Genomic DNA, 24,924 nt, shown 5'->3' on the forward strand with positions numbered 1-24,924 from the left:
ATTACTTCCAAGGGCGACTATATGCGCCTAATGTTGCTTGTTGGCCTTCAGAAACTTTAGCAAGCACCTGATGCCATTTGGTAGATGTTTTAAATCCATCAGGGTCTTTCACTGCCAAATCAATAGCCTCTCTTAATACTTGAGTCACTTGTGCCGTATAAGCAGGACTACGTTGACGCCCTTCTACTTTAATGGCACTGACCTTCATTTTAATAAGTTCAGGTAAAACATCAATTACATTTAAGCTTGTTGGTTCTTCAAGAGCATAATAGGTTTCGTCTTGCACCATAAAACGTCCCTTACAAATAGTCGGATAACCTGCTGGTTCTTCTGAACCATACTGATCAATCAAAATATTATTTAAACGAGAGCGCATCAATTGTGGCGTTTGTTCCCAACGAACAAATTTCGCAGGAGAACATACACCATGGGTATTAGGAGATTCACCCGTTACGTAGCTGGACAACAAACAACGCCCTTCTACCATGACACACAGGCTACCAAAACCAAACACCTCTACTTCTACATCCGTATGCTTGGTCACCTGCTTAACTTGCTCTAATGTCAACACTCGGGGCAATACCACCCGCTGAATGCCAAATAATTCATAAGCCAAGTTAATGGCTTCATAATTGGTTGCGGAACCTTGCACAGATAAATGCAAACGCAAGTGAGGATGGGTTTGATGAGCATACGCAAGCATGCCCAAATCTGCCAAAATAACAGCATCCACACCCAACTCAGATGCCGTATCGATGGCTTTATGCCACTGATGGGTTAATCCCGCCTGAGCATAAGTATTAATGGCCATCAATACTTTACAATTTTTTTTATGCGCATAAGCAATGCCTTCAGTTGCTGACTTAAAATCAAAATTCAATCCAGCAAAATTACGTGCATTGGTTATGTCTTTTAACCCCATATAGACGGTATCCGCACCGTGATCAACGGCTACCTTTAATGCGGGCAAATTACCTGCTGGACAAACCAGTTCAGGCGCGGTATATATACTCATTTTTTAACCAAAATTAAGATATGATTTAGGCAATTATTTAAAAATAGTTTTGATTTATCAAGCCTATTGTAAAAACTAAAGAAATTGTACAAATGATTGATGTGATAACGCAATAGTTCAAAAGGTCTATTTTATTCAAAAATGATGACTAAAATTAAGGAATGATGTTTTTTATGCTTTTCTGAGCGTTGTTGGCAATTTAAATCTAAATTATCTTAAACCTACTGAACCAAATGATAATATGAATCACTTAAAACAAGAATTAGGTCTATGGCAAGGAGTTGGCTTATTATCCACGTCCCTCTTAGGCACGGGTGTATTTGCAGTACCTGCATTAGCAGCTGGGTTTGCTGGCTCAGATAGCCTTTGGGCTTGGCCAATTTTATTGATTTTTGTCTTTCCAATCGCCATTACTTTCGCTACCTTAGGACGTTACTATCCTCATGCGGGCGGTGCAGCTCATTTTGTACAGCTTGCTTTTGGACCACGAATGGCAAAAGTAACTGCATGGCTGTTTCTTTCAGTCATTCCTGTTGGCTTACCCGCAGCGTTACATATTGCATCAGGCTTTTGGCAAGTTGCCTTTGGACTCAGTGCAAATCATTTACTCTGGATTCAACTAGGCACCATTTTCGCTCTTTGGCTTTTAGGAATGAGAAGTGCTGGTGCCAGTGCTAACTTACAAACCATTATTGCCCTATTGATTATAGGGCTCATCATATTGATTTGGTGGGGTGGGAAAATCACCCCAGCAAAAATACCATGGACGCCACTTACAGATATTTCTTTACAACCGCTATTTAGCGCCTTATCAGTTATGTTCTGGTGTTTTGTAGGTTTAGAAGCATTTGCACACCTAGCATCTGAATTTAAAAACCCCAAACGTGATTTTCCTCGAGCATTACTGATTGGGCTGCTTATTGCGGGAGGTGTTTATTGGGCATGTACGGTTGCCATCCTTATTTTTCATACATTTAAAGGAGAAACAACAGCGGTTTCTTCAATCCCTGCCATTATGATTCAGCTGTTTGGGCCAAAATCTTTATGGATTGCTTGTATCATTGGCTATTTGGCTTGTTTTGCCAGTATTAATATCTATACACAAAGCTTTGCTCGCTTGGTATGGTCACAAGCACAAGAAAACAAAACTGACAGTAAAATGGCTAAGCTGTCACAAAATCAAGTGCCATTAAATGCGTTATCCGTAGTGCTGATTTGCTGTTTGCTTTCTTCTTTGTTGGCACATATTATTGATTTATCTTTAGACAGTTTATTAATATACGCCAACGGTATTTTTATATTAATTTATCTATTTTGTATGCTCTCTGGCATTAAACTTTTAGAAGACAAATCTAAATTACTGGCCATAGTAAGCAGCTTATTGTGTATTGGCTTATTACTAATGCTTGGCTGGCACAGTTTATACGCCATTATTGCCTTTATGATGCTTTATATAATAATGATGTATAAAAAATAAACAGAAAAAAGCCAATATTGTATTGGCTTTTTTATAGTAATAATAAAACATTATTTTTTTCTATTGGAACCTGATACCATCTCAATCACAAATAAACGGCAATCAATAGCCCCATTAAATAATGGCCATTTTCGCTTTGGACTTAAGCGCATTAATTTGGGCAAACGCATGTCCCCACTAAAAAAACAAGCAGTCCAACCTGCAAAATACTGTTTTAACCATGAACCTAATTGTGGGTATAACGCAGCTAAACGTTCCTCATCATCTAAACGTACCCCATAAGGTGGATTGGTCACAATCAAACCTTCTGGCGTATGTGGACGCGTTTTTGTGACATCACACACACCTAAATCAATATCATCAGCTACACCAGCAGCTTGGGCGTTTGTTAGTGCATCTTGAATCAATCTTCTGTCTATATCACTGGCACAAATTTCAACAGCACATTTTTTTTGCATTTTAATGGCTTTGTTTTTAATATCTTGCCAAGCGGTTGCATTAAAATTTTTCAATGCCTCAAAACCAAATCTTCTCTTAATCCCTGGTGCAATATTTCGAGCAATTAATGCCGCTTCAATGGCTATTGTGCCACTGCCACACATAGGGTCAAGTAAGCTTTGAGAACCATCAAATCCCGCTATGGTTAAAATGCCTGCTGCAAGATTTTCTCTTAACGGAGCTAAACCCGTATCCACACGGTAACCTCGTTTAAATAATGCTTCGCCACTGGTATCTACAAACAAGAATACCTCAGTTGCATTAATAAACACATGAATACGTACATCAGGTTGAAATTTTTCTACATTAGGACGTTCGCCATGTACCTCACGAAAAACATCACATAAAGCATCTTTTACTTTTAATCCGATAAAATCAAGGCTGCGCACTTTAGCACCTTTGCCATCTACTTTGACTTTAAATGTTTGATGAACATCAAAAAAATCAGGCCAAGCAACTTTTTTCGCAATAGCATAGACATCTTGTTCAGATTGAACCTTACCATGCCCTACCTGCCATAAAACACGGCTGGCAATACGAGATCCTAAATTGACTTTATAAACCGTTTCCAAACTACCCGAAAAGCTGACGCCGCCATCTGTTTTGGTCATACTGGAACAACCAAATGTTGAAATTTCAGCCATTAACACTTCTTCTAAACCTCTTGGGCAGGGTACAAAACACTTTAATAAAGCATTCATTTTTTCTCACTTTAACATTCAAAAATTTTTATAACCTATTCAAACACATCAAGCTCACCACACTGGGAAGAAAGCTCTATACACACTTCATATTGATTCAATGCAGACATCACCACAGCATTGCGTTGATATTTTTTCTTCAATTTAATCAATTGTTTATCAGTCCCTGTGCACGCCAGCTCAATTACCTGATAGATATTTCTTTGCCCATCAATTTCAGCTTCACCAGCAACTTCTCCACGCAAATGATCACATGTATCTCTTTTATCTATAAACTGAGAGACATCTTTTGGATAATGTTCTTGAGCATAACTATTAGAAGTCAAAATAAACATAAATGATAACAATATAGTCAAAGACCGACCAGACATAAATCTTTTACCTGAAATAAAAATAACGCAACAAGCCAAACAAAATCGGCTAAACAGCCTAACATGATAACATGCACCTTATTTATTGAATATGTAATTCTTATCTTTTGCCCTACCCCCTGTTACAATACAGCCAAATTAATTTTAAGATAAAGCAACCAGCATGACATTAAGCACATTTGCACAAAAACTCGTTATTTGGCAAAAACAATCAGGCCGTCACAACCTCCCTTGGCAAGTACAAGATCCATATCATGTTTGGTTGTCTGAAATCATGCTGCAACAAACACAAGTGGCCACCGTTTTAAATTATTATCCTCGCTTTATTACCGCTTTTCCTAATATAGAGAGCTTGGCCAATGCCAAAGAAGATGATGTTATGGCGCTTTGGAGTGGCTTAGGTTACTACAGCAGAGCCCGAAATTTACACAAAGCGGCTAAACAAGTTATGAGCGAATTTCAAGGTATTTTTCCAGACACAAGGGAACATTTAGAAAAATTATGTGGTATTGGTAGAAGCACAGCGGCAGCGATTTGTGCTTTTTCATTTCAAAAACGAGAGGCTATTCTTGATGGCAATGTCAAAAGAGTTATATGCCGTGTGTTTGCTCTGGATGGAAACCCTATAGACAAAAAATTTGAACAAACACTTTGGCAAAAAGCAGAATCTCTTTTGCCCGAATCAAACAACATGGGGCGTTATACACAAGGGTTAATGGATTTAGGTGCCACAATCTGTACCCGTACAAAGCCTAAATGCCTACTTTGTCCAATGAACGATATATGTCAAGCGAAAACACAAAACCTTATCCACCTTTTGCCTCGAAAAAAAGAAAAAAAAGCAGTACCAACCAAAGTACTGTACTGGCTGATCATAACCAACAAAAACAAACAAATTCTATTGGTTAAGCGACCATCTAAAGGGATTTGGGGGGGCTTATATTGTCTACCCACATTTGAACAATTAAACGATGCCCAGCAGTTTTTAAAAGAACATCAATTAGATTTGAATGATTTTGAACAATATGATGAAATAAAACATCGACTCACCCACTTTCTATTACTCATCACCCCCTTCTTGTTTACATCTGTAGAGGATATCCATCTTCATGCACCTTATGAGTGGGTTAATGAAATTGATTTAAATAATAAAGCACTTCCTACACCTTTGGTTAAGCTATTGGCTCAACAGAAAGTATTTTAAACACTCAGAAAAATCACATAAAAAACATTGATATTCATCAAATTCACATAAAAACCTCCAAAAAAGTAACGATATCAATATCAAAAAAATACCATTTTGAACCATCAGCATGGTAATGATTGCCTATATCTAAAAAGCGCTTTTATTATGAGCCCTTTTTAATTTTCTTCTGTAATTTTTATTAATGTTTCTAACAATTATTACATAAAGGCTAATCATCAACTATGAACACAGACAGTATAAAACTGGCTAACCCTGGGCCACTTGGGTTAATGGGTTTTGGCATGACAACAATATTACTGAACATACACAATGCAGGTTTTTTCCCCGTTACAACGGCAATCGTCGCTATGGGAATCTTCTATGGTGGTATCGCTCAAGTGATCGCAGGTATTCTTGAATACAAAAAAGGCAATACCTTTGGTGTGACTGCATTTACTTCCTATGGTTTTTTTTGGTTAACCTTGGTTGGCATATGGTATTTGCCTGTTTCAGCTGCAACAGCACCAACAGATAAAACCTTTTTAGGTATTTACCTAGCTTTGTGGGGTATCTTTACCTTTTTTATGTTTATGGGTACCTTTAAAGCAAATAAAGGTTTACAGTTTGTATTTGGTTCACTCACCATTCTTTTTGCTTTATTGGCAATCGGTAATATTTCAGGCAACACAACCATTTTAACTATAGCTGGTTTTGAAGGAATTATCTGCGGTTCAAGTGCCATTTATTTAGCAATGGCAGAAGTCTTAAATGAAGTATATGGGAAAAATATTTTACCCATTGGTGCATCAAATACTGAACCACACTGAATTTTAAATCATCAAAAAAACGTTAACTGCTTAGTTAACGTTTTTTTTACTCTGTTTTAAAGTCAAATTTTTCTAAACAACTACGCCTATTGGCTGATAATTTGCTAAAATGCCCTCATTGCTAATCATAAAGCGGGAATCCCATTTATGGTCTCAGTTGTTAGAAGTGTGGCAGATACCTTAAAAGACGCACAAAAACCAGAAAAATGGCTTGATGCCATTACCTCAGGTCTATCTGAACCAGAATCCAAACAAATATATAAAGCATTTGAAATTGCACAAGCAACCTATGCGCAAAGCAAACACCATCTTATTGGTGAAAATCTCTTTGAACATGCTGTTGCAGCAGCAACAATCGTTGCAGAATTAGACCTGTTAACAGATGCCATTGCAGCAACACTATTATTTAGCCTACCCAATTTTAATAAAGATTGGAAAAAAGACTTAAGTGCCCATTTTACAGAAAACACACTTAACCTTATTGAAGGGGTGAATCAACTATCCCGTCTAACTGAGTTAGCCAAATTAGACAATAACGGCACACCAGAAGAAACTGCCCGTCAGGCAGAGACTATGCGTAAAATGTTGTTATCAATGGTTAATGATATTCGGGTCGTGCTGATCAAACTGGCACTTCGTACCGAAACAATGCATTACCTTAAAAACCTAAATGACCCAGAACAGGCCAAAAAAATAGCAAAAGAAACATTGGATATTTTTGCACCTTTAGCTAATCGCTTAGGTGTTTGGCAAATCAAATGGGAGTTAGAAGATTTAGGCTTCCGTTATATGGATCCTGAAAATTATACAAAAATTGCCAAACTACTTGATGGTAAACGAAGTGAACGAATTGATTATATAGAACGTGTTCTAGAAACACTTCGAACAGAATTAAAAAAATCGAATATTCATGCAGAAGTAGCTGGTCGCCCCAAGCACATTTACTCCATATACAAAAAAATGTGTAAGAAAAAATTAGATTTCAAAGACTTATATGATATTCGTGCTGTACGGGTTTTGGTTAATAATATTCCTGAATGTTACACTGCACTGGGGGTAATACACAGCATATGGCAACCGATACGTGGCGAATTTGATGATTATATTTCACATCCAAAAGCAAATGACTATCGCAGTTTACACACAGCAGTCATTGGTCCAGAAGATAAAGAAGTAGAGGTTCAAATTCGTACTTTTGACATGCATGAATTTGCAGAGTTTGGTGTAGCTGCACACTGGCGCTATAAAGAAGGCGGAAAAGGCGATTCAGTCTATGAAGAAAAAATTGCTTGGTTACGCCAACTACTGGATTGGCGAGAAAGTTTAGAAAATAATGATCAAAGTGATCTAGCCTCTGCCTTTAAAACAGAGCTGTTTTCCGACACCATTTATGTACTAACACCACAAGGAAAAGTTATTTCATTACCTAATGGTGCCACCCCTATTGATTTTGCTTACGCTTTACATTCGGACTTGGGCGCTCGTTGTCGGGGTGCTAAGATAGAAGGAAAAATTGTTCCCCTTTCCACACCATTAGAAAACGGCCAGCGTGTTGAAATCATTACAGTAAAAGAAGGCTCCCCTTCTGTAAACTGGCTTCATGATGGATGGGTTAAAAGTTCAAAAGCTATCAGCAAAATACGCCAGTTTATACGCCAACAAAATGCTGATGTTGTACTGGAAACAGGCAAACAAATTTTCGATAAAGAATTGTCTCGTTTAAATGCTCAGCCAAACTTACACACCCTTATTGAAGCATTGGGTTTTAACCAAATCAATGATGTGTATGCAGCCTTAGGTCATGGCGAGCTCTCTCTCAAAGCAATTGCTAAAGCAGTGAATAAATTACAAGAAGCAGAACAACCTGCTCAACTGCCAGAAAGCGCAATCATCAAGCGTAGCAAAGCCGCAAAAAACCCTGGAAGTATCCTCATTGACGGTGTAGACAACCTAATGACCACATTGGCTAAATGTTGTAAACCTGCGCCGCCAGACCCAATTGTTGGTTTCATAACCAAAGGCAAGGGTATCTCCATTCATCGAGATAACTGCTCTACTTTCACCAAATTGGCGCAAAATACACCAGAAAAAGTGATGAATGCAAAATGGGCAAAAAACGAACCTGATGGCAGCCTATTCCCCATAGACATTCAAGTTATTGCCACCGATCGAAATGCTCTTTTACGTGATGTTTCCGATACTTTTTCTCGAAATAAATTAAATGTCATTGCAGTAAAAACACTGACAAAAGATATGGTCGCCACCATGCGATTTACCGTAGAAATAAAACAAGTAAATGATTTACCAAGGGTTTTAAACTCATTACTTGAAATAAAAGGCGTGCAGTTTGTACAACGAATTTAGTCAATGGATATTTGACACGGCACAGATATTCTCATATAATCGCGCCTTTATTGAATTTAAGATGGATGAGTTTCCATGAAAACCTTTTCAGCCAAACCGCAAGAAGTAAAGCGTGACTGGTATGTAGTTGATGCTACCGACAAAGTGCTCGGTCGTTTAGCTACAGAGATCGCACATCGCTTACGCGGAAAACACAAACCAGAATACACACCTCACGTTGACACTGGTGATTATATTGTCGTAACAAATGTAGAAAAACTACGTGTTACTGGTAATAAAGCATTAGACAAAAAATACTATCGCCATTCAGGCTATCCTGGTGGTCTGTATGAACGCAACTTTACAGAAATGCAAACACATTTTCCTGCTCGCGTTCTGGAAACTGCTGTTAAAGGCATGTTACCAAAAGGCCCTCTTGGTTATGCCATGATTAAAAAACTAAAGGTTTATGCTGGTGAGGAACATCCTCATACTGCACAACAACCTAAAGTATTAGACATTTAAGGATTACTGAATGAACGGTAAATATTATTATGGCACAGGCCGTCGTAAAAGCTCAGTAGCTCGTGTGTTTTTACAAAAAGGCAAAGGCCAAATCACAGTAAATGGTCGTCCATTAGACGAGTTTTTCTCTCGTGAAACAGGTCGCATGGTTGTACGTCAACCGCTGGTTCTTACAGAAAACTTAGAATCTTTTGATATCAAGGTAAATGTAACTGGCGGTGGTGAAACAGGACAATCAGGTGCGATTCGTCACGGTATTACTCGTGCACTAATTGACTATGATGTTGCTTTAAAACCAACACTAAGCAAAGCAGGTCTAGTAACCCGTGATGCTCGTGAAGTTGAACGTAAAAAATTCGGTCTTCGCAAAGCACGTCGCGCGAAACAGTTCTCAAAACGTTAATTTGTTTTGTATACAAAAAAGCCGCCTATTGGGCGGCTTTTTATTCTGTACAACATTCAAAAATCTAATTTTCAATACACCCAACAGCTTCAACTAATAAAGTTGTATCCGCACCATTTAATAATTTAGCATCTGATAACATTCTACGCCATGCTTTGGCGCCTTTTTTACCTTGCATCAAGCCTAAATAGTGTCTCACCATATGGCGCATGTTGGTTCCCTGATTTCGATCAAGCTGCTTTTGGCAATAGATCCGTAATAAATCGACGATTTGTACTTGAGTTAATACTGCGTGACTATCATCATAAAATAATTGATCCCACTGTGCCATAAAATAAGGATTATGATAAGCCTCTCGCCCCACCATCACACCATCAACAAAATCTAAGTGCTTCGTAATGTCTTCATTGGTTTTTACACCCCCATTAATAATAATTTCCAAATCAGGAAAGTCCTGTTTGAGCTTATAAACATATTCATATTTTAATGGCGGGACTTCACGGTTTTCCTTAGGCGACAAACCTTCTAACCATGCATTGCGTGCATGAACAATAAATGTACTGCAAGATGTTTGATGAGCAAGCGCACCCACAAAATCACGTACGATATCATAGCTGTCCTCGCGATCTACACCTATGCGATGTTTCACTGTCACATCAATATCTGTGACATCTTGCATTGCTTTCAAACAATCAGCAACCAAAGACACTTCGTTCATTAAACACGCACCAAAAGCACCCTTTTGAACACGTGGGCTAGGACAGCCACAGTTTAAATTAACCTCATCATAACCATATGTTTGAGCCAAAATGGCACATTTTGCCAAATCTTTTGGATCAGAACCGCCCAACTGTAAAGCAACTGGGTGCTCTGCTTCATCAAAAGATAAGAATCTATCTGCCTGCCCAAACAATAGTGCACCTGTTGTCACCATTTCAGAATACAACAAAGCATGATGGGTTATTTGTCTGGCAAAAAACCGATAATGACGATCAGTCCAATCTAACATGGGTGCAACAGATAGCCGACGAGAAACAACAGAAGACATATACCAACCAATAACCAATAAAAGATTTATCATTATAGCAAATTCTTGGTTTATCCAAATTAATGAATAATGAACGGCCTAAATAAAAAGCATCTCTTTTATATCAAAGTTCACGTATAATTAATTGATATCAACGCCGTATGACCTCATTTTATACATGGATACAATTAACTTTGCTTTACACAGCCAAAACAACCAACAAATTGGGTTTTTATTAATGAGTTCGGATAATATTGAGCCACAATCAGGGATTTGCCTATTTCGCGCCATGGTTTCAGATGAAGGCTTAATAAACTCATTAGAATACAAAAAAACTGAGCACCTACAAAACTTAGGTGAACTACTGTGGCAATTTGATGGACAACATACCCTTATTTTAGATCAAAATAATCAACCCTTAGCAAAAATACAAGCACAACACTTAATCATCGAAGGCATCACAATGCAATTAATTGATCTGGCAGGAATGATATAATGGAAAGTTTATATATTCTCATTCCATTAAGCATTATCTTGGCTTTTTTCATTGGCTTTGCCTTTTGGTGGTCAACCAGAAATGGACAATTTGATGATTTAGAAGGACCAGCATATCGTATTTTAATGGATGATGATCAAACAACAAATGAAGAAAACATCCATACAGAAACAAACAAAAACTCAAAACATGACAACTCAAATAACCAAAATTAGTTATTAATGTTCATTACAGAGAACAATGAAAATTTACCATTAAATTTAGCTTTGAAAGGTTTTTAAACAATGAATATGAAACAAGTTAGCCTATTGCTTTTAAGCACCATGATCCTCAGTGCATGTGTCACCACTGATCCTTTTGCGCAAAACAACACACCCAAAAAAACTTCTCCAATAGAACCTAAGAAAGAACGAACTTTACCCAACCGTACTGAAGAGCCCACTTATAATATCACGCTAAAAGGGCAACCAGAGGCAGCCAATACTTGTTTAAGGCAAGCTATTTTAAGCACATTTAGAATTCCAGAAGAATTCTTACAATCCGAATCATTTCCTCGCGGTGATTACAATATCAGCTTAATTAACCCAGCTACGGGTAGCACTGGCGTGAGCATTGATTTACATAAAAAAGATGGTTCAACCGATGCAAAAATGTACGCTAATGGCACAACTGTCTCAAAAGCGTGGTCTAAAATATTACATCAATGTGAATAAAATGTTATATTGTAGGTAAATATCGAAAAATGCTGGATTTCTCATACTTTTTTTGATATTTTCACAACTTCGAACACCAAGGAAATTTCATTTATGACGAAAGAAACCGCTGTAGGAGCAGCACTAAAAGCAGCAGTGCAAACTATGAGCAAAAAAAAGCAAACAGAAATGATTGCAGATTATATTTACAAAAAATATGATGTTTTTAGCCGTTTTAAGCCTCTAGCTATTGGCATTGATAAAGACTTATTAGCTGTTCTGACTCAATTTGATCCTACTCTTGTTTCTCGTGTATTAGCGAATCATTGTCGTCGTCCACGATACATTAAAGCACTGGCTCGTGGAGGAAAACGTTTTGGTCTAGACGGTAAATTTAAAGGTGAAGTCACAGAAGAAGAACAAAAAATTGCACAAGAGCATCCTTGTATGCAAGTAAAAGAAACACCAACCACTGAAGCTGAAGAACAAAGCAACAATATATCAGCATCAGAAGAGCAACAAGCAATCAATACGCCATAAAACGCGTGAATATCTACTGAAAATAAAAAAGCAGCCTTCTGGCTGCTTTTTTATTAAACAAAAACAAAATCACAACAAGTGTGCTACACCTGCTTTTTCTTCTTCCAATTCTTGCAATGTTAAATTAATACGCTCTTGACTAAAGGCATCAATTTCCAACCCCTTAACCATTGCGTACTCGCCATTGGCACAAGTCACCGGAAAACCAAAAATAGTTCCCTCAGGGATACCATAAGAGCCATCAGAAGGAATACCCATAGTAACCCATGCGCCATCTGTTCCTAAAAACCAATCACGCATATGATCAATTGCTGCATTCGCTGCAGAGGCAGCACTAGATAAACCGCGTGCTTCAATAATAGCCGCACCACGCTTACCTACCGTAGGTAAAAATACATCTTTATTCCAAACATCATCATTGATCAATGACTTAACATTTTGACCACCCGCTATAGCAAAACGATAATCTGCATACATGGTTGGACTATGATTTCCCCAAACACATAACTTTTTGATACTGGCAACAGGTTTGTTAATTTTAGCGGCTATTTGACTTAACGCACGATTATGATCTAAACGAAGCATGGCCGTAAAATTTTTAGGATTTAAATCAGGTGCACTCTTCATTGCAATATAAGCATTGGTGTTAGCAGGATTACCCACAACCAAAACTTTAACATTACGATCAGCTACTTTATTTAAAGCTCTGCCCTGCACAGTAAAAATTTCAGCGTTTGCAGCCAACAAATCACTACGCTCCATGCCTTTAGAACGAGGACGAGCACCAACAAGCAAAGCTGCCTGCACATCTTTAAATGCCACTTCAGGATCATCGCTTGCAACAATACCTGCCAACAATGGAAAAGCACAATCTTCTAACTCCATCATCACGCCTTTTAATGCGGTTTGTGCTTGAGGTAAATCCAATAGCTGCAAAATAACAGGCTGATCTTTGCCTAGCATTTCACCACTGGCAATACGGAATAAAAGACTGTAACCAATTTGACCTGCCGCACCAGTGACCGCAACACGAATAGGTGTTTTCATTTTTTCTCCTTTGAAGTGATTAATTTTTAAAACACGATGAAATAAACCATTCAATTATTATAGAAACAAATATCCTGAATGATTTAAAATATAAATAACTGTTATTGCATGCGCTACAAGAATCGATATTGTCTTTAAAAATCAATGCCATTAGTTTATTAATTATGATTGGCATAGTTAAAGAAATAATAAAATATAACCAATACAGTTTACCTAAAAAACATGTTAAAGTTAAGGCTTATTTAAAAATTATATTGAAATAATCTATTACCTTTTGACAAACAGACCTTTACTCCTATATCTTATATAAGACTATTATTTACATGCTCAAATAATAATGCAAGAATAGCGCGAAAGCTGTGTAAAAATGCAAGATAAAACACTACAAAAACTACAGAAGCAGCCTTTGTACCGACAGGTAGAAGAGCACATATTAAGTAAGATAAATGAAGGGTATTTTCTCATCAATGAGGCTTTACCAAGTGAGTGGGATTTAGCAAAACTTTTGGATGTTAGCCAAGGCACTGTTCGAAAAGCGCTCACTGAATTGGTTGAATATGGCATATTGTCTAGGCAACAAGGTGTAGGAACTTTTGTGAACCCTCCTCCTAGTGATTGGGGTAAGTTTCCACTCAATGTTTCAGATAAATCAAATCTGATCCAAGAGGAACCAAAACAAGAAATCCTAAGCCTAAGCAAAGTCACTATACCAGACGCTGCCACTCATTTCCTCAATTTACGTCGTGCTCAACAAGCTTGGCAAATAACATCGCTCTGGCGCTTAAATGCAAAAGTAATTGCGGTTGACTATGCTTATCTGTCTTGTGAATTTCTTGAACATCTTTCCGCTCGAGTTATTAAGGAGTCAGGAGGATTATATTCATTTTTACAAAGAAAACATGCAACACATATAGCGGTTAAAGAAGAGCAACTTTTTGTGATGCGTTTAGCTAAAGAAGAAGCAGTTCTATTGCAAGCAGATACCGCAGATGCTGCCACTTTAATTATCAGGATGACTCAAAACCTGAACGCTGAACCAATAGAATGGCGAAAAAGAATTTTACTAAACCATGAGTTTGCCATTGTTATACGATAAACAGATAACAAAAAATAGCAAAATTTTTGAATAGTTAACAACCAGAAACTATTCAACAGTTCAAAAAAAGTGTACATTTTATGGTTAGCAGTACTGTTTTACTTTTAAAATAATAAAAATAAATAGTATAAAAATAAGTGTGAGCATGCAGATTATATACTCTATATAACTGTATTTTAAATTTGGTCGAAACAAGGGATAATCTATGCAAAAACAAAGACCTGTCTATCTAGACGTTGCAAGTATACGCTTGCCCATTCCGGGTATTGTATCCATCTTGCATCGAGTCAGTGGGGTAATTCTCTTTATCTCATTACCACTTCTGCTTTATTTTTTTCAAGGCACATTAAGTCATTCTGACGATTTTTTAGCATACACCAAAGTTGTGGCTAATCCTTTAGTCAAAATCATCTTATTGGGCTTACTTTGGGCTTATTTGCATCACTTTTGTGCGGGTATTCGCTTTTTATTTTTAGATATGCACAAAGGGCTTGAATTAAATACGGCAAGAACAACTGCTAAAGCAGTGGTTATCATCAGTTTAGTACTAACTGCTATTTTAGGAGTAGCATTATGGTAGATCGTAAACTCACTGGCGCACACTATGGCTTAGGCAGTTGGTTATTGCAACGCCTCAGTGCCGTGATTATGGCTATTTATACTTTTGCCATGATCCTTTTCTTATTTTGTATCCCCCACGACTACTTTGCTTGGCAAACATTTTTTGCTCAAACTTGGGTCAGACTATTTACCCAAGTGACCTTTTTGGCTGTTGCCATACATGTTTGGGTAGGTATTCGTGACCTTTGGATGGACTATATCAAATGTGCATGCCTACGCTTAACACTGCATACATGCACTGCCATTTGGTTAATAGCTTGTTTAATTTATTCTGTTAAAGTGATTTGGGGGATGTAATGACTGTACCTGTTCGTCGATTTGATGCCGTTATTGTCGGTGGTGGTGGTGCAGGCTTACGTGCTGCATTGGAACTTTCAAAAGCAGGATTAAGCACCACTGTATTATCAAAAGTATTTCCAACAAGATCGCATACTGTTGCCGCACAAGGAGGTATTTCTGCTTCCTTAGGTAATGTACAAGAAGATCATTGGAAATGGCATATGTATGATACCGTAAAAGGTTCTGACTGGTTAGGAGATCAGGACGCCATCGAATTTATGGTTCGTCGTGCACCTGAAGCTGTTATTGAGTTAGAACATATGGGTATGCCATTTGACCGTGTAGAAAGCGGTAAAATTTACCAACGCCCATTTGGTGGGCATACAGCTGAATTTGGTCAACGCCCAGTTGAACGTGCTTGTGCGGTAGCTGACCGTACAGGACACGCTATGTTGCATACACTTTACCAACAAAATGTGCGGGCAAAAACACAATTCTTCGTAGAATGGATGGCCTTAGACCTCATTCGTAATTCAGAAGGTGATGTTGTTGGTGTGACTGCCTTAGATATGGAAAGTGGCGATGTTTTTATTCTTCATGCCAAAGCCGTTCTTTTTGCAACAGGTGGTGCAGGTAGAATTTATGCCTCATCAACCAATGCCTTTATCAATACTGGTGATGGCTTAGGTATGGCTGCTCGAGCTGGTATTCCATTAGAAGATATGGAGTTTTGGCAATTCCACCCAACAGGTGTGGCTGGTGCTGGTGTGCTGATTACCGAAGGTGTTCGGGGAGAAGGTGGTATTTTATTAAACGCCAACGGTGAACGTTTTATGGAACGTTATGCACCAACAGTCAAAGACCTAGCTTCACGAGACGTAGTCAGCCGAGCGATGGCCGTTGAAATTCATGAAGGCCGTGGTTGTGGTAAAAATAAAGACCATGTTCTACTGAAACTAGATCATCTAGGTTCAGAAAAAATCATCGAAAAACTACCTGGTATTCGTGAAATTGCCATTAAATTCGCTGGTGTAGACCCAATTAAAGACCCTATTCCTGTTGTACCAACTTGCCATTATATGATGGGTGGTATCCCCACTAACTACAAAGGTGAAGTTGTTGCGCCAAAAGAAGATAATCTGGAAACAGTCGTCAATGGTTTTTATGCTGCTGGTGAATGTGCTTGTGCCTCTGTACATGGTGCAAACCGTTTAGGAACAAACTCTTTATTGGATTTGGTTGTATTCGGGAAATCAGCGGGTGAAAGCATGATTGAATACATCAATTCACATAAAGAACACAAAGCTTTACCAGAAAATGCAGCGGAACAAACCCTAACTCGCCTAAATCGTTTGAATACTCAAACAGAGGGTGAAAATGTTGATGAACTGCGTAGAGAATTGCAACAAACAGTTCAACGCCATGCAGGTGTATTCCGTACAGATTCTGTATTGGATGAAGGTGTTGAACAAATCATGGCGTTAGCTGAACGTGTCAAAAACACACAAATCGGTGATAAAAGCGCAGTATGGAATACAGCTCGGGTAGAAGCGCTAGAATTAGATAATCTAATTGAAGTTGCTAAAGCCACTTTAGTATCAGCACAAGCAAGGAAAGAGTCTCGTGGTGCCCACGCATCAGATGATCATCCTGATCGTGACGATGCAAACTGGATGAAGCATACTTTCTATTATAGTGAAGGCAATAAACTGATCTATAAACCCGTACATACTAAGCCACTGACTGTGGATTACATCAAACCACAAAAACGTGTGTATTAAAAGGAGCTGACTACATGGAAAAAATTCGTTTTCAGGTCTATCGCTATAATCCTGAAGTGGATGCGAAACCTTATATGAAAGACTATGAGCTTGAAATTGAGCCTACTGATGTCAAACTATTGGATGCATTGGTCAAACTAAAAGCACAAGATGACAGCATTTCGTTCCGCCGCTCTTGCCGTGAAGGCATTTGTGGTTCAGATGGCATGAATATCAATGGCAAAAATGGTCTAGCCTGTATTACAGACATTCGTTCTCTAAAACAGCCCATTGTCTTAAAGCCAATGCCCGGTTTACCTGTTGTTAGAGATTTAATTGTGGATATGACCCAGTTCTTTAATCAATATCACTCAATTAAACCTTATGTGGTGAACGATACACCTGCGCCAGAACGGGAACGTATTCAATCTCAGGCAGAGCGTAAAGAACTTGATGGTTTGTATGAATGTATTTTATGTGCCTGCTGCTCTACCGCCTGCCCTTCGTTCTGGTGGAATCCAGATAAATTCGTTGGGCCTTCTGGTTTATTGAATGCTTACCGCTTCATTGCAGATACACGTGATACGATCACAAACGAGCGTTTAGATTACTTAAATGATCCATACAAATTGTTCCGTTGTCACACGATTATGAATTGTGTGGATGTTTGTCCAAAACATCTAAACCCAACTGGTGCAATTGGTAAAATCAAAGAGATAATGTTAAAGCGTGCCGTATGAGCAAGTTTGACGAAGTGGAAAGAAAACGCATTCGTTGGCGTACCCGTAGAGGGCTTTTAGAATTAGATTTAATTTTACAAAAGTTTCTCGATCAGGATTTTGACCAATTAAATGATCATGATATGACCATTTATTGTCAAATTCTGGATTTACCAGATACTGAGTTTCTAGACATAGTAAATGGTAAAGCAGAACCACAAAATCCTGAATGGGTTCCTCTAATTAATCGTCTTCGATCCATATAATAATGAAGCACCCATCTACAATAGGAGAAATATATGTCAGATAGCGTAAAATTGGTCAAAAACAACCAAGAATTAATCGACCTACCTGTATTACAAGGTACTTTAGGCCCTGATGTGATTGATATTCGTACCTTAAACGCTAAAGCGGGTATGTTTACACTAGATCCTGGCTTCCTTTCTACAGCATCATGTGAGTCTAAAATCACTTTTATTGATGGTGACAAAGGCCTGCTCTACTATAGAGGCTATCCCATTGAACAATTAGCAGAACACAGTGATTATCTGGAAGTATGCTACTTATTGATTAACGGTGAACTACCTACTAAAGAACAAAAAGATCAATTTGTTGATATCATCAGCCATCATTCAATGGTTCATGAACAATTAACTTGGTTCTTCAGAGGTTTTAGACGTGATGCCCACCCAATGGCCATGATGGTTGGTGTTGTAGGTGCATTGTCTGCCTTCTACCAAGACAGCTTAGACATTACCAATCCAAGACACAGACAAATTGCCATGGATCGCTTGATTGCAAAAGTACCCACTATTGCAGCAATGTGTTACCGCTACTCTATTGGTGCACCTTTTAATTTTCCTCAAAATAAACTGTCTTATAGCGAAAATTTCTTACACATGATGTTTGCTTCTCCATGTGAAGAATACAAACCTAATCCTGTTATAGCAAAAGCACTTGATCGTATTTTCATTTTGCATGCGGACCACGAACAAAACGCTTCTACTTCTACAGTACGTTTGGCTGGTTCTTCTGGTGCGAACCCATTTGCGTGTATTTCTTCTGGTATTGCATGTCTTTGGGGACCGGCCCACGGTGGCGCAAATGAAGCTGTTTTAAAAATGTTAGATGAAATCGGAGATGAATCTAATATTGAAGCCTTTATCGAAGGAGTTAAAAACAGAACTCATCGCCTAATGGGCTTTGGTCATAGGGTATATAAAAATATGGATCCTCGTGCAGCCATTATGCGTACAACCTGTTATGAAGTATTAAGCGAACTAGGTTTACAAGATGACCCTAAATTCAAGCTGGCCATGAAATTAGAAGAAATTGCCTTGCAAGACCCATACTTTACCGAACGTAAACTCTACCCTAATGTAGACTTCTACTCAGGTATTGTCTTATCTGCAATTGGTATTCCTGTTTCAATGTTTACCGTTATTTTTGCCTTAGCAAGAACAGTTGGTTGGATCAGTCACTGGGCAGAAATGATTTCTGATCCACAACAAAAAATTGGTCGTCCTCGCCAATTATATACTGGCAGTAAACGTCGAGATTTTGTCCAAGTGGATAAACGTTAAGACTAAAAATAAAAGGAGGCAAGCTGTTAGGCTAACCTCCTTTTAATACAAAGAAGTCGTTATTTATTTAGTATAAACATGTAGTAACATACATTTAAAGAAAGCAAAAAGGGCTTTAATCATGATGAATGAACAACGTGGTCTCTCTTATTTGTTCGGTTCTAACGCGCCTTATATTGAAGAGCTTTATGAATCTTATCTGAGTGACCCAAATTCGGTTGATGAACATTGGAAACAATATTTTGACGATCTAGCTAGTTCACCAGGGGCTGCAGAGTTAGATATTCCTCATACGCCGATACAAGAATCATTTGTTCAATTAGCAAAAAAACCTCAGGTTCAATATTTAGCCAGTAAAAGTGCTGATGCTGAATCCATGAAAAAACAAGTTGCGGTATTGCGCTTGATCACGGCCTATCGTATTTTGGGCTTGCGTCACGCTCATTTAGACCCATTGGAGCGGATGGATGTCACTGTTTGCCCTGAGCTAGATCCATCTTTCTACGGTTTAACCGACGCAGATATGGCCATGTATTTTAATACCAGCCATCATGATAATTCTCCTCGTTTGCCTTTATCTGAAATTTTAGCCAAACTCAAACAAACTTATTGTGGCTCAATTGGTTTGGAATATATGTATATCAACCAACCAGCCGAAAAAGAATGGGTACAAAATCGTTTTGAAAATGATTTATCCACCCCTCGCTACTCTAAAGACAAAAAACGCAATATCTTAAAACAAATTACCGCAGCTGAAACACTTGAGCGTTATTTGCATACTCGCTATGTCGGGCAAAAACGTTTCTCCTTAGAAGGTGGTGAAAGCACCATTGCTTCGTTAAACAGTCTGATTCATGGTGCCTCAGAACTTGGTGTAGAAGAAATTGTTATTGGGATGGCGCACCGTGGTCGTTTAAATGTCTTGGTTAATACCTTAGGCAAACTGCCACGTGACTTATTTAGCGAATTTGAAGGCAAACCTTTAGTTGAACTGCCAAGTGGTGACGTTAAATACCACATGGGTTTTAGTTCAGACTTAATGACCAATCAAGGTGCAATCCACGTATCGCTTGCGTTTAACCCTTCTCATCTAGAAATTGTGAACCCAGTTGTAGAAGGCTCAACCAAATCTCGTCAAAAACGCCGTACAGGTGATGCAGCAAAAGCAGTAATGCCTATTTTGATTCATGGGGATTCAGCTTTTATTGGTTTAGGGGTCAACCAAGCAACATTTAACCTATCGCAAGCGCGCGGTTACACAACAGGCGGCACCATCCATATCGTGATTAACAATCAAATTGGTTTTACCACATCCGATACACGAGATACCCGCTCTAGTATGTACTGTACCGATATTGCGAAAATGATCAATGCGCCTATTTTCCATGTAAATGGTGATGATCCAGAAGCAGTATGCTATGTTACCCAAGCTGCTTTAGAATACCGCATGAAGTTTAAAAAAGATGTGGTGATCGACTTAGTATGCTACCGTAAGCTTGGACATAATGAGGGTGATGATCCATTCTTAACACAACCTATGATGTATAAACGTATTGCCAAACACCCTGGCACACGGTCATTATACGCCCAACGCTTAGTCAATGAAGGAGTGGTTACTGAAGACGAAGCAGAATCAATGATCAAAGCCTACCGCGATGCACTAGACAAAGGTGAACATGTTGAACAAACATCAATCACCAATTATCAACGTCAATATGCTCCTGATTGGTCTGTTTATGCAGGCACCCACTGGGCAGAACCTGTTGACACAACCTTACCATTAAATGATATTCAAAGACTTGCTGAAAGATTAACCTCTGTACCAGAAGGGTTTAAAGTGCACCCTACTGTCCAAAAAATTCTCGCGGCCAGACAAGCAATGGCTGCTGGTGAACAGGATGTTGACTGGGGTATGGCAGAAACATTGGCTTATGCTAGCTTAGTGACCAATGGTCATCCTGTACGCATTTCAGGAGAAGATTCTGGACGTGGCACATTCTCTCATCGTCATGCTGTTCTTCACGATCAAAATCGTGAACGTTGGGATCAAGGCAGTTATATTCCTTTAGCTAATTTATCTGAAAATCAAGCTGATTTTACTGTGATTGATTCGATTTTAAATGAAGAAGCAGTCTATGCTTTTGAATACGGCTATGCGTGTTCATCTCCAGAACAATTGGTGATATGGGAAGGTCAATTTGGTGACTTTGCCAATGGTGCGCAAGTCGTTATTGACCAGTTTTTAACTTCTGGTGAAACAAAATGGGGACGCTTATGTGGATTAACCACCATTTTACCACATGGCTATGATGGGCAAGGACCGGAGCATTCTTCTGGTCGTGTAGAACGTTGGTTGCAACTTTGTGCTGAACACAACATTCAAGTTGTGATGATGAGTGAAGCGGCACAAATGTTCCATGTATTGCGCCGTCAAATGCTCAGACCATACCGCAAACCATTGGTTATATTTATGTCTAAACGCTTATTACGTTATAAAGACTCTATGAGTAATATCAATGAACTGATCAGTGGTGGCTTTAAACCCATCATTGGGGATAGCATCGTCAAAAACGATAAAAATGTAAAACGCATTGTCCTATGTTCAGGTCAAGTTTATTATGATATTGCCAAAGAACGTGAAGAACGTAAATTAGATGATCAAATTGCGATTATACGTATTGAGCAGCTTTACCCATTCCCAACAGAAATGATTGCAGCTGAAGTAAGTCGTTATAAAAACGCAAAAGAGTTGGTCTGGGCGCAAGAAGAGCCTAAAAACCAAGGAGCGTGGTACCAATTACGCCATCGTTTAGAAGGTTTACTCACAGGAAAGCAAACTTTAAGCTATGCTGGTCGTCCTTCTAGTGCTTCTCCTGCAGTTGGTTATATGAGCAAACACATTGCTCAATTAAAAGCTCTGGTTGATGATGCCTTAAATTTAGACAAGTAATTAATATACTCATTTTTTAGGTACATTTATTTAAAGATGTGCCATACAGGAGAAAGAACATGATTATTGAAGTAAATGTCCCCCAGTTACCTGAAAGTGTTTCTGAAGCAACCTTAATGACATGGAACAAAAAAATAGGTGAATTTGTCGAACGAGACGAAAGCCTAATTGATCTAGAAACAGATAAAGTTGTATTAGAGTTACCTGCACCTCAGGCAGGCGTTATTGTTGAAATCATTGAAGCTGATGGTGCAACGGTTACCTCAGGGCAATTATTGGCCAAAATTGACACTGCGGCAAAAGCAGAAAATGTTGCCACACCAGCGGCGGCACCAGAAGCAGAAAAAGCACCTACTCAAACAAGTAAAGAAGCAATAGCCATGCCTGCTGCGGCAAAATTAGCAGCAGAAAATAATGTAGACTTAAATACCGTACAAGGTACTGGTCGCGATGGTCGTATTTTAAAACAGGATGTACAAGCGGCAGGTAACAAACAAGCGCCGACTCATGTTGGTCAAGTTTCTCAAAACCAAGTATTAAGCAGCTCTGCAGCAGTTGCCCTACCCTTAGGTGAAAGACCTGAACAACGTGTCCCGATGTCTCGCTTACGTCAACGTGTAGCAGAGCGTTTGATTCAATCACAACAAGAAAACGCCATATTAACAACCTTTAATGAAGTTAATATGAAGCCTGTGATGGATTTACGCGCAAAATATAAAGAAAAATTTGAAAAAGAACATGGTATCAAACTGGGCTTTATGTCTTTCTTTGTGAAAGCAGCAGTTGCCGCTTTGAAAAAATACCCTGTTGTGAATGCATCTGTTGATGGCAACGATATTATCTATCACGGCTATTTTGATATCGGTATCGCTGTAGGTAGTCCTCGCGGTTTGGTTGTGCCTATTTTGCGCAATGCAGATCAAATGTCGATTGCTGATATTGAACGTCAAATTGCTGAATTTGCCGTAAAAGCAAAAGATGGCAAATTGGCTTTAGAAGACTTAACAGGTGGCACTTTCTCTGTGACCAATGGAGGAACATTTGGCTCTATGATGTCCACACCTATTATCAATCCACCACAATCTGCTATTTTGGGTATGCATTCAACCAAAGAAAGAGCTGTTGTCGAAAATGGCCAAATTGTCATTAGACCAATGATGTATCTGGCTTTATCATATGACCATAGAATTATTGATGGCCGAGAAGCAGTTTTGACTCTAGTAACCATTAAAGACTTATTAGAAGACCCTGCACGCTTAATTTTAGACGTTTAATCATTTCATTATACTTGTCAGGATATTTTATTTCCTGACAAGTACCTAATAACAAAGGACAATATAATGAGTCAACATTTTGATGTAGTTGTTATAGGTGCTGGCCCTGGTGGTTATATAGCAGCGATTCGCGCAGCACAATTGGGGTTTAAAACTGCTTGTATTGATGATTTTATTGGTAAAGACGGTAAGCCTGCTCTAGGTGGTACATGTTTAAATGTAGGTTGTATTCCCTCCAAAGCATTGCTCCAATCAAGTGAAAATCTTCATGCTTTAGAACACGACTTCGCGGAACATGGTATCAAAGTAGGCAAAGCTTCTTTTGATGCCAAACAAATGATCGCCAGGAAAGATGGTATTGTCACCAAACTAACTGGTGGTATTGGCTTTTTATTCAAAAAAAATAAAGTAGAAAGCCTCCATGGGAAAGGTAGTTTAAAAGCTCAAAACAATGGTAAATGGCAAATTGAAGTAACCAAAGGCAAACAAAAAGACTTAATCGAAGCGACACATGTCATTGTGGCAACAGGCAGCCGCCCTCGCCCATTACCATTAGTTACTATTGACAATAAAAATGTTTTAGACAATGAAGGTGCACTAAATTTAACTGCAGTACCAAAACGTTTAGGAGTGATTGGTTCAGGAGTCATTGGTTTAGAAATGGGTTCTGTATGGAAACGCTTAGGTAGTGAAGTGACTATTTTAGAAGCCATGCCCACCTTTATGGCAGCAGCAGACCAACAAATTGCAAAAGAAGCATTTAAAACATTAACCAAAGACACAGGTTTAATCATTCAGTTAAATACCAAAATAAAAGAAATTACCAATGGCAAAACGGTTAAAGTGACTTATGAAGTAGATGCAAAAGAGCACACTTTAGAAGTAGATAAATTGATCGTGGCAATTGGCCGTACTCCCAACACCGAAGGCTTAGGTGCCAAAGAAGTTGGGCTTGCAGTTGATGAAAGAGGCTTTATTACTGTCAATGATCTTTGCCAAACCAACCTACCTAATGTTTGGGCAATTGGTGATGTGGTACGTGGCCCAATGTTGGCTCACAAAGCCAGTGAAGAAGGTGTAGCCGTAGCAGAACGTATTGCTGGACAAAAACCTCATGTCGATTTTAATTCTGTGCCATGGGTCATTTATACTTCACCAGAAGTTGCATGGGTAGGTAAAACAGAAGAACAATTAAAAGCAGAAGGCATTGAATACAAAAAAGGCACTTCCAGCTTTGCTGCTAATGGACGTGCTTTGGGTTTAGGACAAGCTCAAGGCACAGTTAAAATTTTAGCTTGTACCAAAACCGATCGTATTTTAGGTGTACATATGATTGGCCCAATGGTTTCAGAACTGATTAGTGAAGCAGTCGTGGCCATTGAGTTTAAAGCATCAAGCGAAGACTTAGCACGCATTATTCATGCCCATCCTTCTTTATCAGAAGTCACACATGAAGCAGCATTAGCTGTTGATAAACGTGCATTACACGGATAA

General features: G+C 38.6%; 25 protein-coding genes. 20 read left to right on the forward strand and 5 right to left on the reverse strand.

The window, feature by feature from the left end; genetic code table 11:
* Position 1: 1 nt before the first annotated feature.
* On the reverse strand, positions 2 to 1,009 hold the full coding sequence (gene ubiU, locus AADH04_RS02435; RefSeq protein WP_434779782.1) for a ubiquinone anaerobic biosynthesis protein UbiU: 1,008 nt from the start codon (positions 1,007 to 1,009) through the stop codon (positions 2 to 4).
* Between the two features lie 247 nt (positions 1,010 to 1,256).
* Between ubiU and yjeH the strand changes: the two genes are divergently transcribed.
* On the forward strand, positions 1,257 to 2,492 hold the full coding sequence (gene yjeH, locus AADH04_RS02440) for an L-methionine/branched-chain amino acid transporter (RefSeq protein ID WP_434778666.1): 1,236 nt from the start codon (positions 1,257 to 1,259) through the stop codon (positions 2,490 to 2,492).
* A 50-nt stretch (positions 2,493 to 2,542) separates the two neighbouring features.
* On the opposite strand, the gene AADH04_RS02445 is transcribed toward yjeH, so the two are convergent.
* Together AADH04_RS02445 and AADH04_RS02450 are read right to left on the reverse strand one after the other, a co-directional pair.
* Entirely contained in the window at positions 2,543 to 3,691 is a 1,149-nt protein-coding gene (locus AADH04_RS02445) for a THUMP domain-containing class I SAM-dependent RNA methyltransferase (protein ID WP_434778667.1), read from the reverse strand.
* A gap of 35 nt (positions 3,692 to 3,726) precedes the next feature.
* Positions 3,727 to 4,062 (reverse strand): hypothetical protein, encoded by a 336-nt coding sequence (locus AADH04_RS02450; RefSeq protein WP_434778668.1) that lies wholly within the window; start codon positions 4,060 to 4,062, stop codon positions 3,727 to 3,729.
* A gap of 163 nt (positions 4,063 to 4,225) precedes the next feature.
* Here AADH04_RS02450 and mutY point away from each other — a divergent pair, with 163 nt between their 5' ends.
* From mutY to rpsI, 5 genes are all read left to right on the forward strand, one after another.
* The gene (gene mutY, locus AADH04_RS02455) at positions 4,226 to 5,266 is read left to right on the forward strand and encodes an A/G-specific adenine glycosylase (RefSeq protein WP_434778669.1); all 1,041 of its coding nucleotides are present in this window, start codon (positions 4,226 to 4,228) and stop codon (positions 5,264 to 5,266) included.
* A 224-nt stretch (positions 5,267 to 5,490) separates the two neighbouring features.
* Complete coding sequence (satP, locus tag AADH04_RS02460; protein WP_434778670.1) at positions 5,491 to 6,075, forward strand: acetate uptake transporter; 585 nt, start codon at positions 5,491 to 5,493, stop codon at positions 6,073 to 6,075.
* Between the two features lie 147 nt (positions 6,076 to 6,222).
* Positions 6,223 to 8,439: a RelA/SpoT family protein gene (locus tag AADH04_RS02465; RefSeq protein ID WP_434778671.1), complete on the forward strand. Its 2,217-nt coding sequence runs from the start codon at positions 6,223 to 6,225 to the stop codon at positions 8,437 to 8,439.
* Positions 8,440 to 8,514: 75 nt separating this feature from the next.
* Positions 8,515 to 8,943 (forward strand): 50S ribosomal protein L13, encoded by a 429-nt coding sequence (gene rplM, locus AADH04_RS02470; protein ID WP_434778672.1) that lies wholly within the window; start codon positions 8,515 to 8,517, stop codon positions 8,941 to 8,943.
* Between the two features lie 10 nt (positions 8,944 to 8,953).
* Positions 8,954 to 9,346 carry a 30S ribosomal protein S9 gene (rpsI, locus tag AADH04_RS02475; protein WP_434778673.1) on the forward strand — a complete coding sequence of 131 codons (393 nt, stop codon included), beginning with the start codon at positions 8,954 to 8,956 and terminating at the stop codon, positions 9,344 to 9,346.
* Between the two features lie 64 nt (positions 9,347 to 9,410).
* On the opposite strand, the gene dusA is transcribed toward rpsI, so the two are convergent.
* A complete protein-coding gene (gene dusA, locus AADH04_RS02480; protein WP_434779783.1) occupies positions 9,411 to 10,394 on the reverse strand; it encodes a tRNA dihydrouridine(20/20a) synthase DusA in 984 nt (327 codons plus the stop codon).
* Positions 10,395 to 10,551: 157 nt separating this feature from the next.
* On the opposite strand from dusA, the gene AADH04_RS02485 reads away from it, so the two are divergent.
* From AADH04_RS02485 to AADH04_RS02500, 4 genes are all read left to right on the forward strand, one after another.
* The gene (locus AADH04_RS02485) at positions 10,552 to 10,869 is read left to right on the forward strand and encodes a hypothetical protein (RefSeq protein WP_434778674.1); all 318 of its coding nucleotides are present in this window, start codon (positions 10,552 to 10,554) and stop codon (positions 10,867 to 10,869) included.
* Positions 10,869 to 11,084, forward strand: a complete 216-nt coding sequence (gene ccoS / locus AADH04_RS02490; RefSeq protein ID WP_434778675.1) for a cbb3-type cytochrome oxidase assembly protein CcoS — start codon at positions 10,869 to 10,871, stop codon at positions 11,082 to 11,084. Before AADH04_RS02485 ends, ccoS begins: the two co-directional genes overlap by 1 nt.
* 69 nt (positions 11,085 to 11,153) lie before the next feature.
* The gene (locus AADH04_RS02495; RefSeq protein WP_434778676.1) at positions 11,154 to 11,582 is read left to right on the forward strand and encodes a hypothetical protein; all 429 of its coding nucleotides are present in this window, start codon (positions 11,154 to 11,156) and stop codon (positions 11,580 to 11,582) included.
* A 93-nt stretch (positions 11,583 to 11,675) separates the two neighbouring features.
* Positions 11,676 to 12,101, forward strand: a complete 426-nt coding sequence (locus tag AADH04_RS02500; protein WP_434778677.1) for a ProQ/FINO family protein — start codon at positions 11,676 to 11,678, stop codon at positions 12,099 to 12,101.
* A gap of 69 nt (positions 12,102 to 12,170) precedes the next feature.
* Here AADH04_RS02500 and AADH04_RS02505 read toward each other — a convergent pair whose 3' ends face one another.
* The gene (locus tag AADH04_RS02505) at positions 12,171 to 13,148 is read right to left on the reverse strand and encodes a malate dehydrogenase (RefSeq protein WP_434778678.1); all 978 of its coding nucleotides are present in this window, start codon (positions 13,146 to 13,148) and stop codon (positions 12,171 to 12,173) included.
* Between the two features lie 367 nt (positions 13,149 to 13,515).
* Here AADH04_RS02505 and AADH04_RS02510 point away from each other — a divergent pair, with 367 nt between their 5' ends.
* The 10 genes from AADH04_RS02510 to lpdA all read left to right on the forward strand — a co-directional run bounded on the left by AADH04_RS02510 (position 13,516) and on the right by lpdA (position 24,924).
* Positions 13,516 to 14,244 (forward strand): GntR family transcriptional regulator, encoded by a 729-nt coding sequence (locus AADH04_RS02510; protein WP_434778679.1) that lies wholly within the window; start codon positions 13,516 to 13,518, stop codon positions 14,242 to 14,244.
* Between the two features lie 205 nt (positions 14,245 to 14,449).
* Positions 14,450 to 14,824 carry a succinate dehydrogenase, cytochrome b556 subunit gene (sdhC, locus tag AADH04_RS02515; protein WP_434778680.1) on the forward strand — a complete coding sequence of 125 codons (375 nt, stop codon included), beginning with the start codon at positions 14,450 to 14,452 and terminating at the stop codon, positions 14,822 to 14,824.
* On the forward strand, positions 14,818 to 15,162 hold the full coding sequence (sdhD, locus tag AADH04_RS02520; RefSeq protein ID WP_434778681.1) for a succinate dehydrogenase, hydrophobic membrane anchor protein: 345 nt from the start codon (positions 14,818 to 14,820) through the stop codon (positions 15,160 to 15,162). Before sdhC ends, sdhD begins: the two co-directional genes overlap by 7 nt.
* Positions 15,162 to 16,925 (forward strand): succinate dehydrogenase flavoprotein subunit, encoded by a 1,764-nt coding sequence (gene sdhA, locus AADH04_RS02525; protein ID WP_434778682.1) that lies wholly within the window; start codon positions 15,162 to 15,164, stop codon positions 16,923 to 16,925. Before sdhD ends, sdhA begins: the two co-directional genes overlap by 1 nt.
* A gap of 14 nt (positions 16,926 to 16,939) precedes the next feature.
* Positions 16,940 to 17,644, forward strand: coding sequence for a succinate dehydrogenase iron-sulfur subunit (locus AADH04_RS02530; protein ID WP_434778683.1), 705 nt, complete (start codon positions 16,940 to 16,942; stop codon positions 17,642 to 17,644).
* On the forward strand, positions 17,641 to 17,889 hold the full coding sequence (locus AADH04_RS02535; RefSeq protein WP_434778684.1) for a succinate dehydrogenase assembly factor 2: 249 nt from the start codon (positions 17,641 to 17,643) through the stop codon (positions 17,887 to 17,889). Before AADH04_RS02530 ends, AADH04_RS02535 begins: the two co-directional genes overlap by 4 nt.
* A 33-nt stretch (positions 17,890 to 17,922) precedes the next feature.
* A complete protein-coding gene (gltA, locus tag AADH04_RS02540; protein WP_434778685.1) occupies positions 17,923 to 19,206 on the forward strand; it encodes a citrate synthase in 1,284 nt (427 codons plus the stop codon).
* Between the two features lie 121 nt (positions 19,207 to 19,327).
* Positions 19,328 to 22,156 carry a 2-oxoglutarate dehydrogenase E1 component gene (locus AADH04_RS02545; protein WP_434778686.1) on the forward strand — a complete coding sequence of 943 codons (2,829 nt, stop codon included), beginning with the start codon at positions 19,328 to 19,330 and terminating at the stop codon, positions 22,154 to 22,156.
* A gap of 59 nt (positions 22,157 to 22,215) precedes the next feature.
* Entirely contained in the window at positions 22,216 to 23,430 is a 1,215-nt protein-coding gene (odhB, locus tag AADH04_RS02550) for a 2-oxoglutarate dehydrogenase complex dihydrolipoyllysine-residue succinyltransferase (RefSeq protein ID WP_434778687.1), read from the forward strand.
* A 66-nt stretch (positions 23,431 to 23,496) separates the two neighbouring features.
* The gene (gene lpdA / locus AADH04_RS02555) at positions 23,497 to 24,924 is read left to right on the forward strand and encodes a dihydrolipoyl dehydrogenase (RefSeq protein WP_434778688.1); all 1,428 of its coding nucleotides are present in this window, start codon (positions 23,497 to 23,499) and stop codon (positions 24,922 to 24,924) included.

Source organism: Neisseria sp. Ec49-e6-T10 (genome assembly GCF_051132615.1).
Classification (GTDB): Bacteria; Pseudomonadota; Gammaproteobacteria; order Burkholderiales; family Neisseriaceae.

Excerpts from the sequence above, each read along its gene's own strand:
- yjeH (WP_434778666.1), top strand. The coding sequence starts at position 1,257 with ATGAATCACTTAAAACAAGAATTAGGTCTATGGCAAGGAGTTGGCTTA.
- AADH04_RS02445 (WP_434778667.1), bottom strand. The coding sequence starts at position 3,691 with ATGAATGCTTTATTAAAGTGTTTTGTACCCTGCCCAAGAGGTTTAGAA.
- AADH04_RS02450 (WP_434778668.1), bottom strand. The coding sequence starts at position 4,062 with ATGTCTGGTCGGTCTTTGACTATATTGTTATCATTTATGTTTATTTTG.
- mutY (WP_434778669.1), top strand. The coding sequence starts at position 4,226 with ATGACATTAAGCACATTTGCACAAAAACTCGTTATTTGGCAAAAACAA.
- satP (WP_434778670.1), top strand. The coding sequence starts at position 5,491 with ATGAACACAGACAGTATAAAACTGGCTAACCCTGGGCCACTTGGGTTA.
- AADH04_RS02465 (WP_434778671.1), top strand. The coding sequence starts at position 6,223 with ATGGTCTCAGTTGTTAGAAGTGTGGCAGATACCTTAAAAGACGCACAA.
- rplM (WP_434778672.1), top strand. The coding sequence starts at position 8,515 with ATGAAAACCTTTTCAGCCAAACCGCAAGAAGTAAAGCGTGACTGGTAT.
- rpsI (WP_434778673.1), top strand. The coding sequence starts at position 8,954 with ATGAACGGTAAATATTATTATGGCACAGGCCGTCGTAAAAGCTCAGTA.
- dusA (WP_434779783.1), bottom strand. The coding sequence starts at position 10,394 with ATGTCTTCTGTTGTTTCTCGTCGGCTATCTGTTGCACCCATGTTAGAT.
- AADH04_RS02485 (WP_434778674.1), top strand. The coding sequence starts at position 10,552 with ATGGATACAATTAACTTTGCTTTACACAGCCAAAACAACCAACAAATT.
- ccoS (WP_434778675.1), top strand. The coding sequence starts at position 10,869 with ATGGAAAGTTTATATATTCTCATTCCATTAAGCATTATCTTGGCTTTT.
- AADH04_RS02495 (WP_434778676.1), top strand. The coding sequence starts at position 11,154 with ATGAATATGAAACAAGTTAGCCTATTGCTTTTAAGCACCATGATCCTC.
- AADH04_RS02500 (WP_434778677.1), top strand. The coding sequence starts at position 11,676 with ATGACGAAAGAAACCGCTGTAGGAGCAGCACTAAAAGCAGCAGTGCAA.
- AADH04_RS02505 (WP_434778678.1), bottom strand. The coding sequence starts at position 13,148 with ATGAAAACACCTATTCGTGTTGCGGTCACTGGTGCGGCAGGTCAAATT.
- AADH04_RS02510 (WP_434778679.1), top strand. The coding sequence starts at position 13,516 with ATGCAAGATAAAACACTACAAAAACTACAGAAGCAGCCTTTGTACCGA.
- sdhC (WP_434778680.1), top strand. The coding sequence starts at position 14,450 with ATGCAAAAACAAAGACCTGTCTATCTAGACGTTGCAAGTATACGCTTG.
- sdhD (WP_434778681.1), top strand. The coding sequence starts at position 14,818 with ATGGTAGATCGTAAACTCACTGGCGCACACTATGGCTTAGGCAGTTGG.
- sdhA (WP_434778682.1), top strand. The coding sequence starts at position 15,162 with ATGACTGTACCTGTTCGTCGATTTGATGCCGTTATTGTCGGTGGTGGT.
- AADH04_RS02530 (WP_434778683.1), top strand. The coding sequence starts at position 16,940 with ATGGAAAAAATTCGTTTTCAGGTCTATCGCTATAATCCTGAAGTGGAT.
- AADH04_RS02535 (WP_434778684.1), top strand. The coding sequence starts at position 17,641 with ATGAGCAAGTTTGACGAAGTGGAAAGAAAACGCATTCGTTGGCGTACC.
- gltA (WP_434778685.1), top strand. The coding sequence starts at position 17,923 with ATGTCAGATAGCGTAAAATTGGTCAAAAACAACCAAGAATTAATCGAC.
- AADH04_RS02545 (WP_434778686.1), top strand. The coding sequence starts at position 19,328 with ATGATGAATGAACAACGTGGTCTCTCTTATTTGTTCGGTTCTAACGCG.
- odhB (WP_434778687.1), top strand. The coding sequence starts at position 22,216 with ATGATTATTGAAGTAAATGTCCCCCAGTTACCTGAAAGTGTTTCTGAA.
- lpdA (WP_434778688.1), top strand. The coding sequence starts at position 23,497 with ATGAGTCAACATTTTGATGTAGTTGTTATAGGTGCTGGCCCTGGTGGT.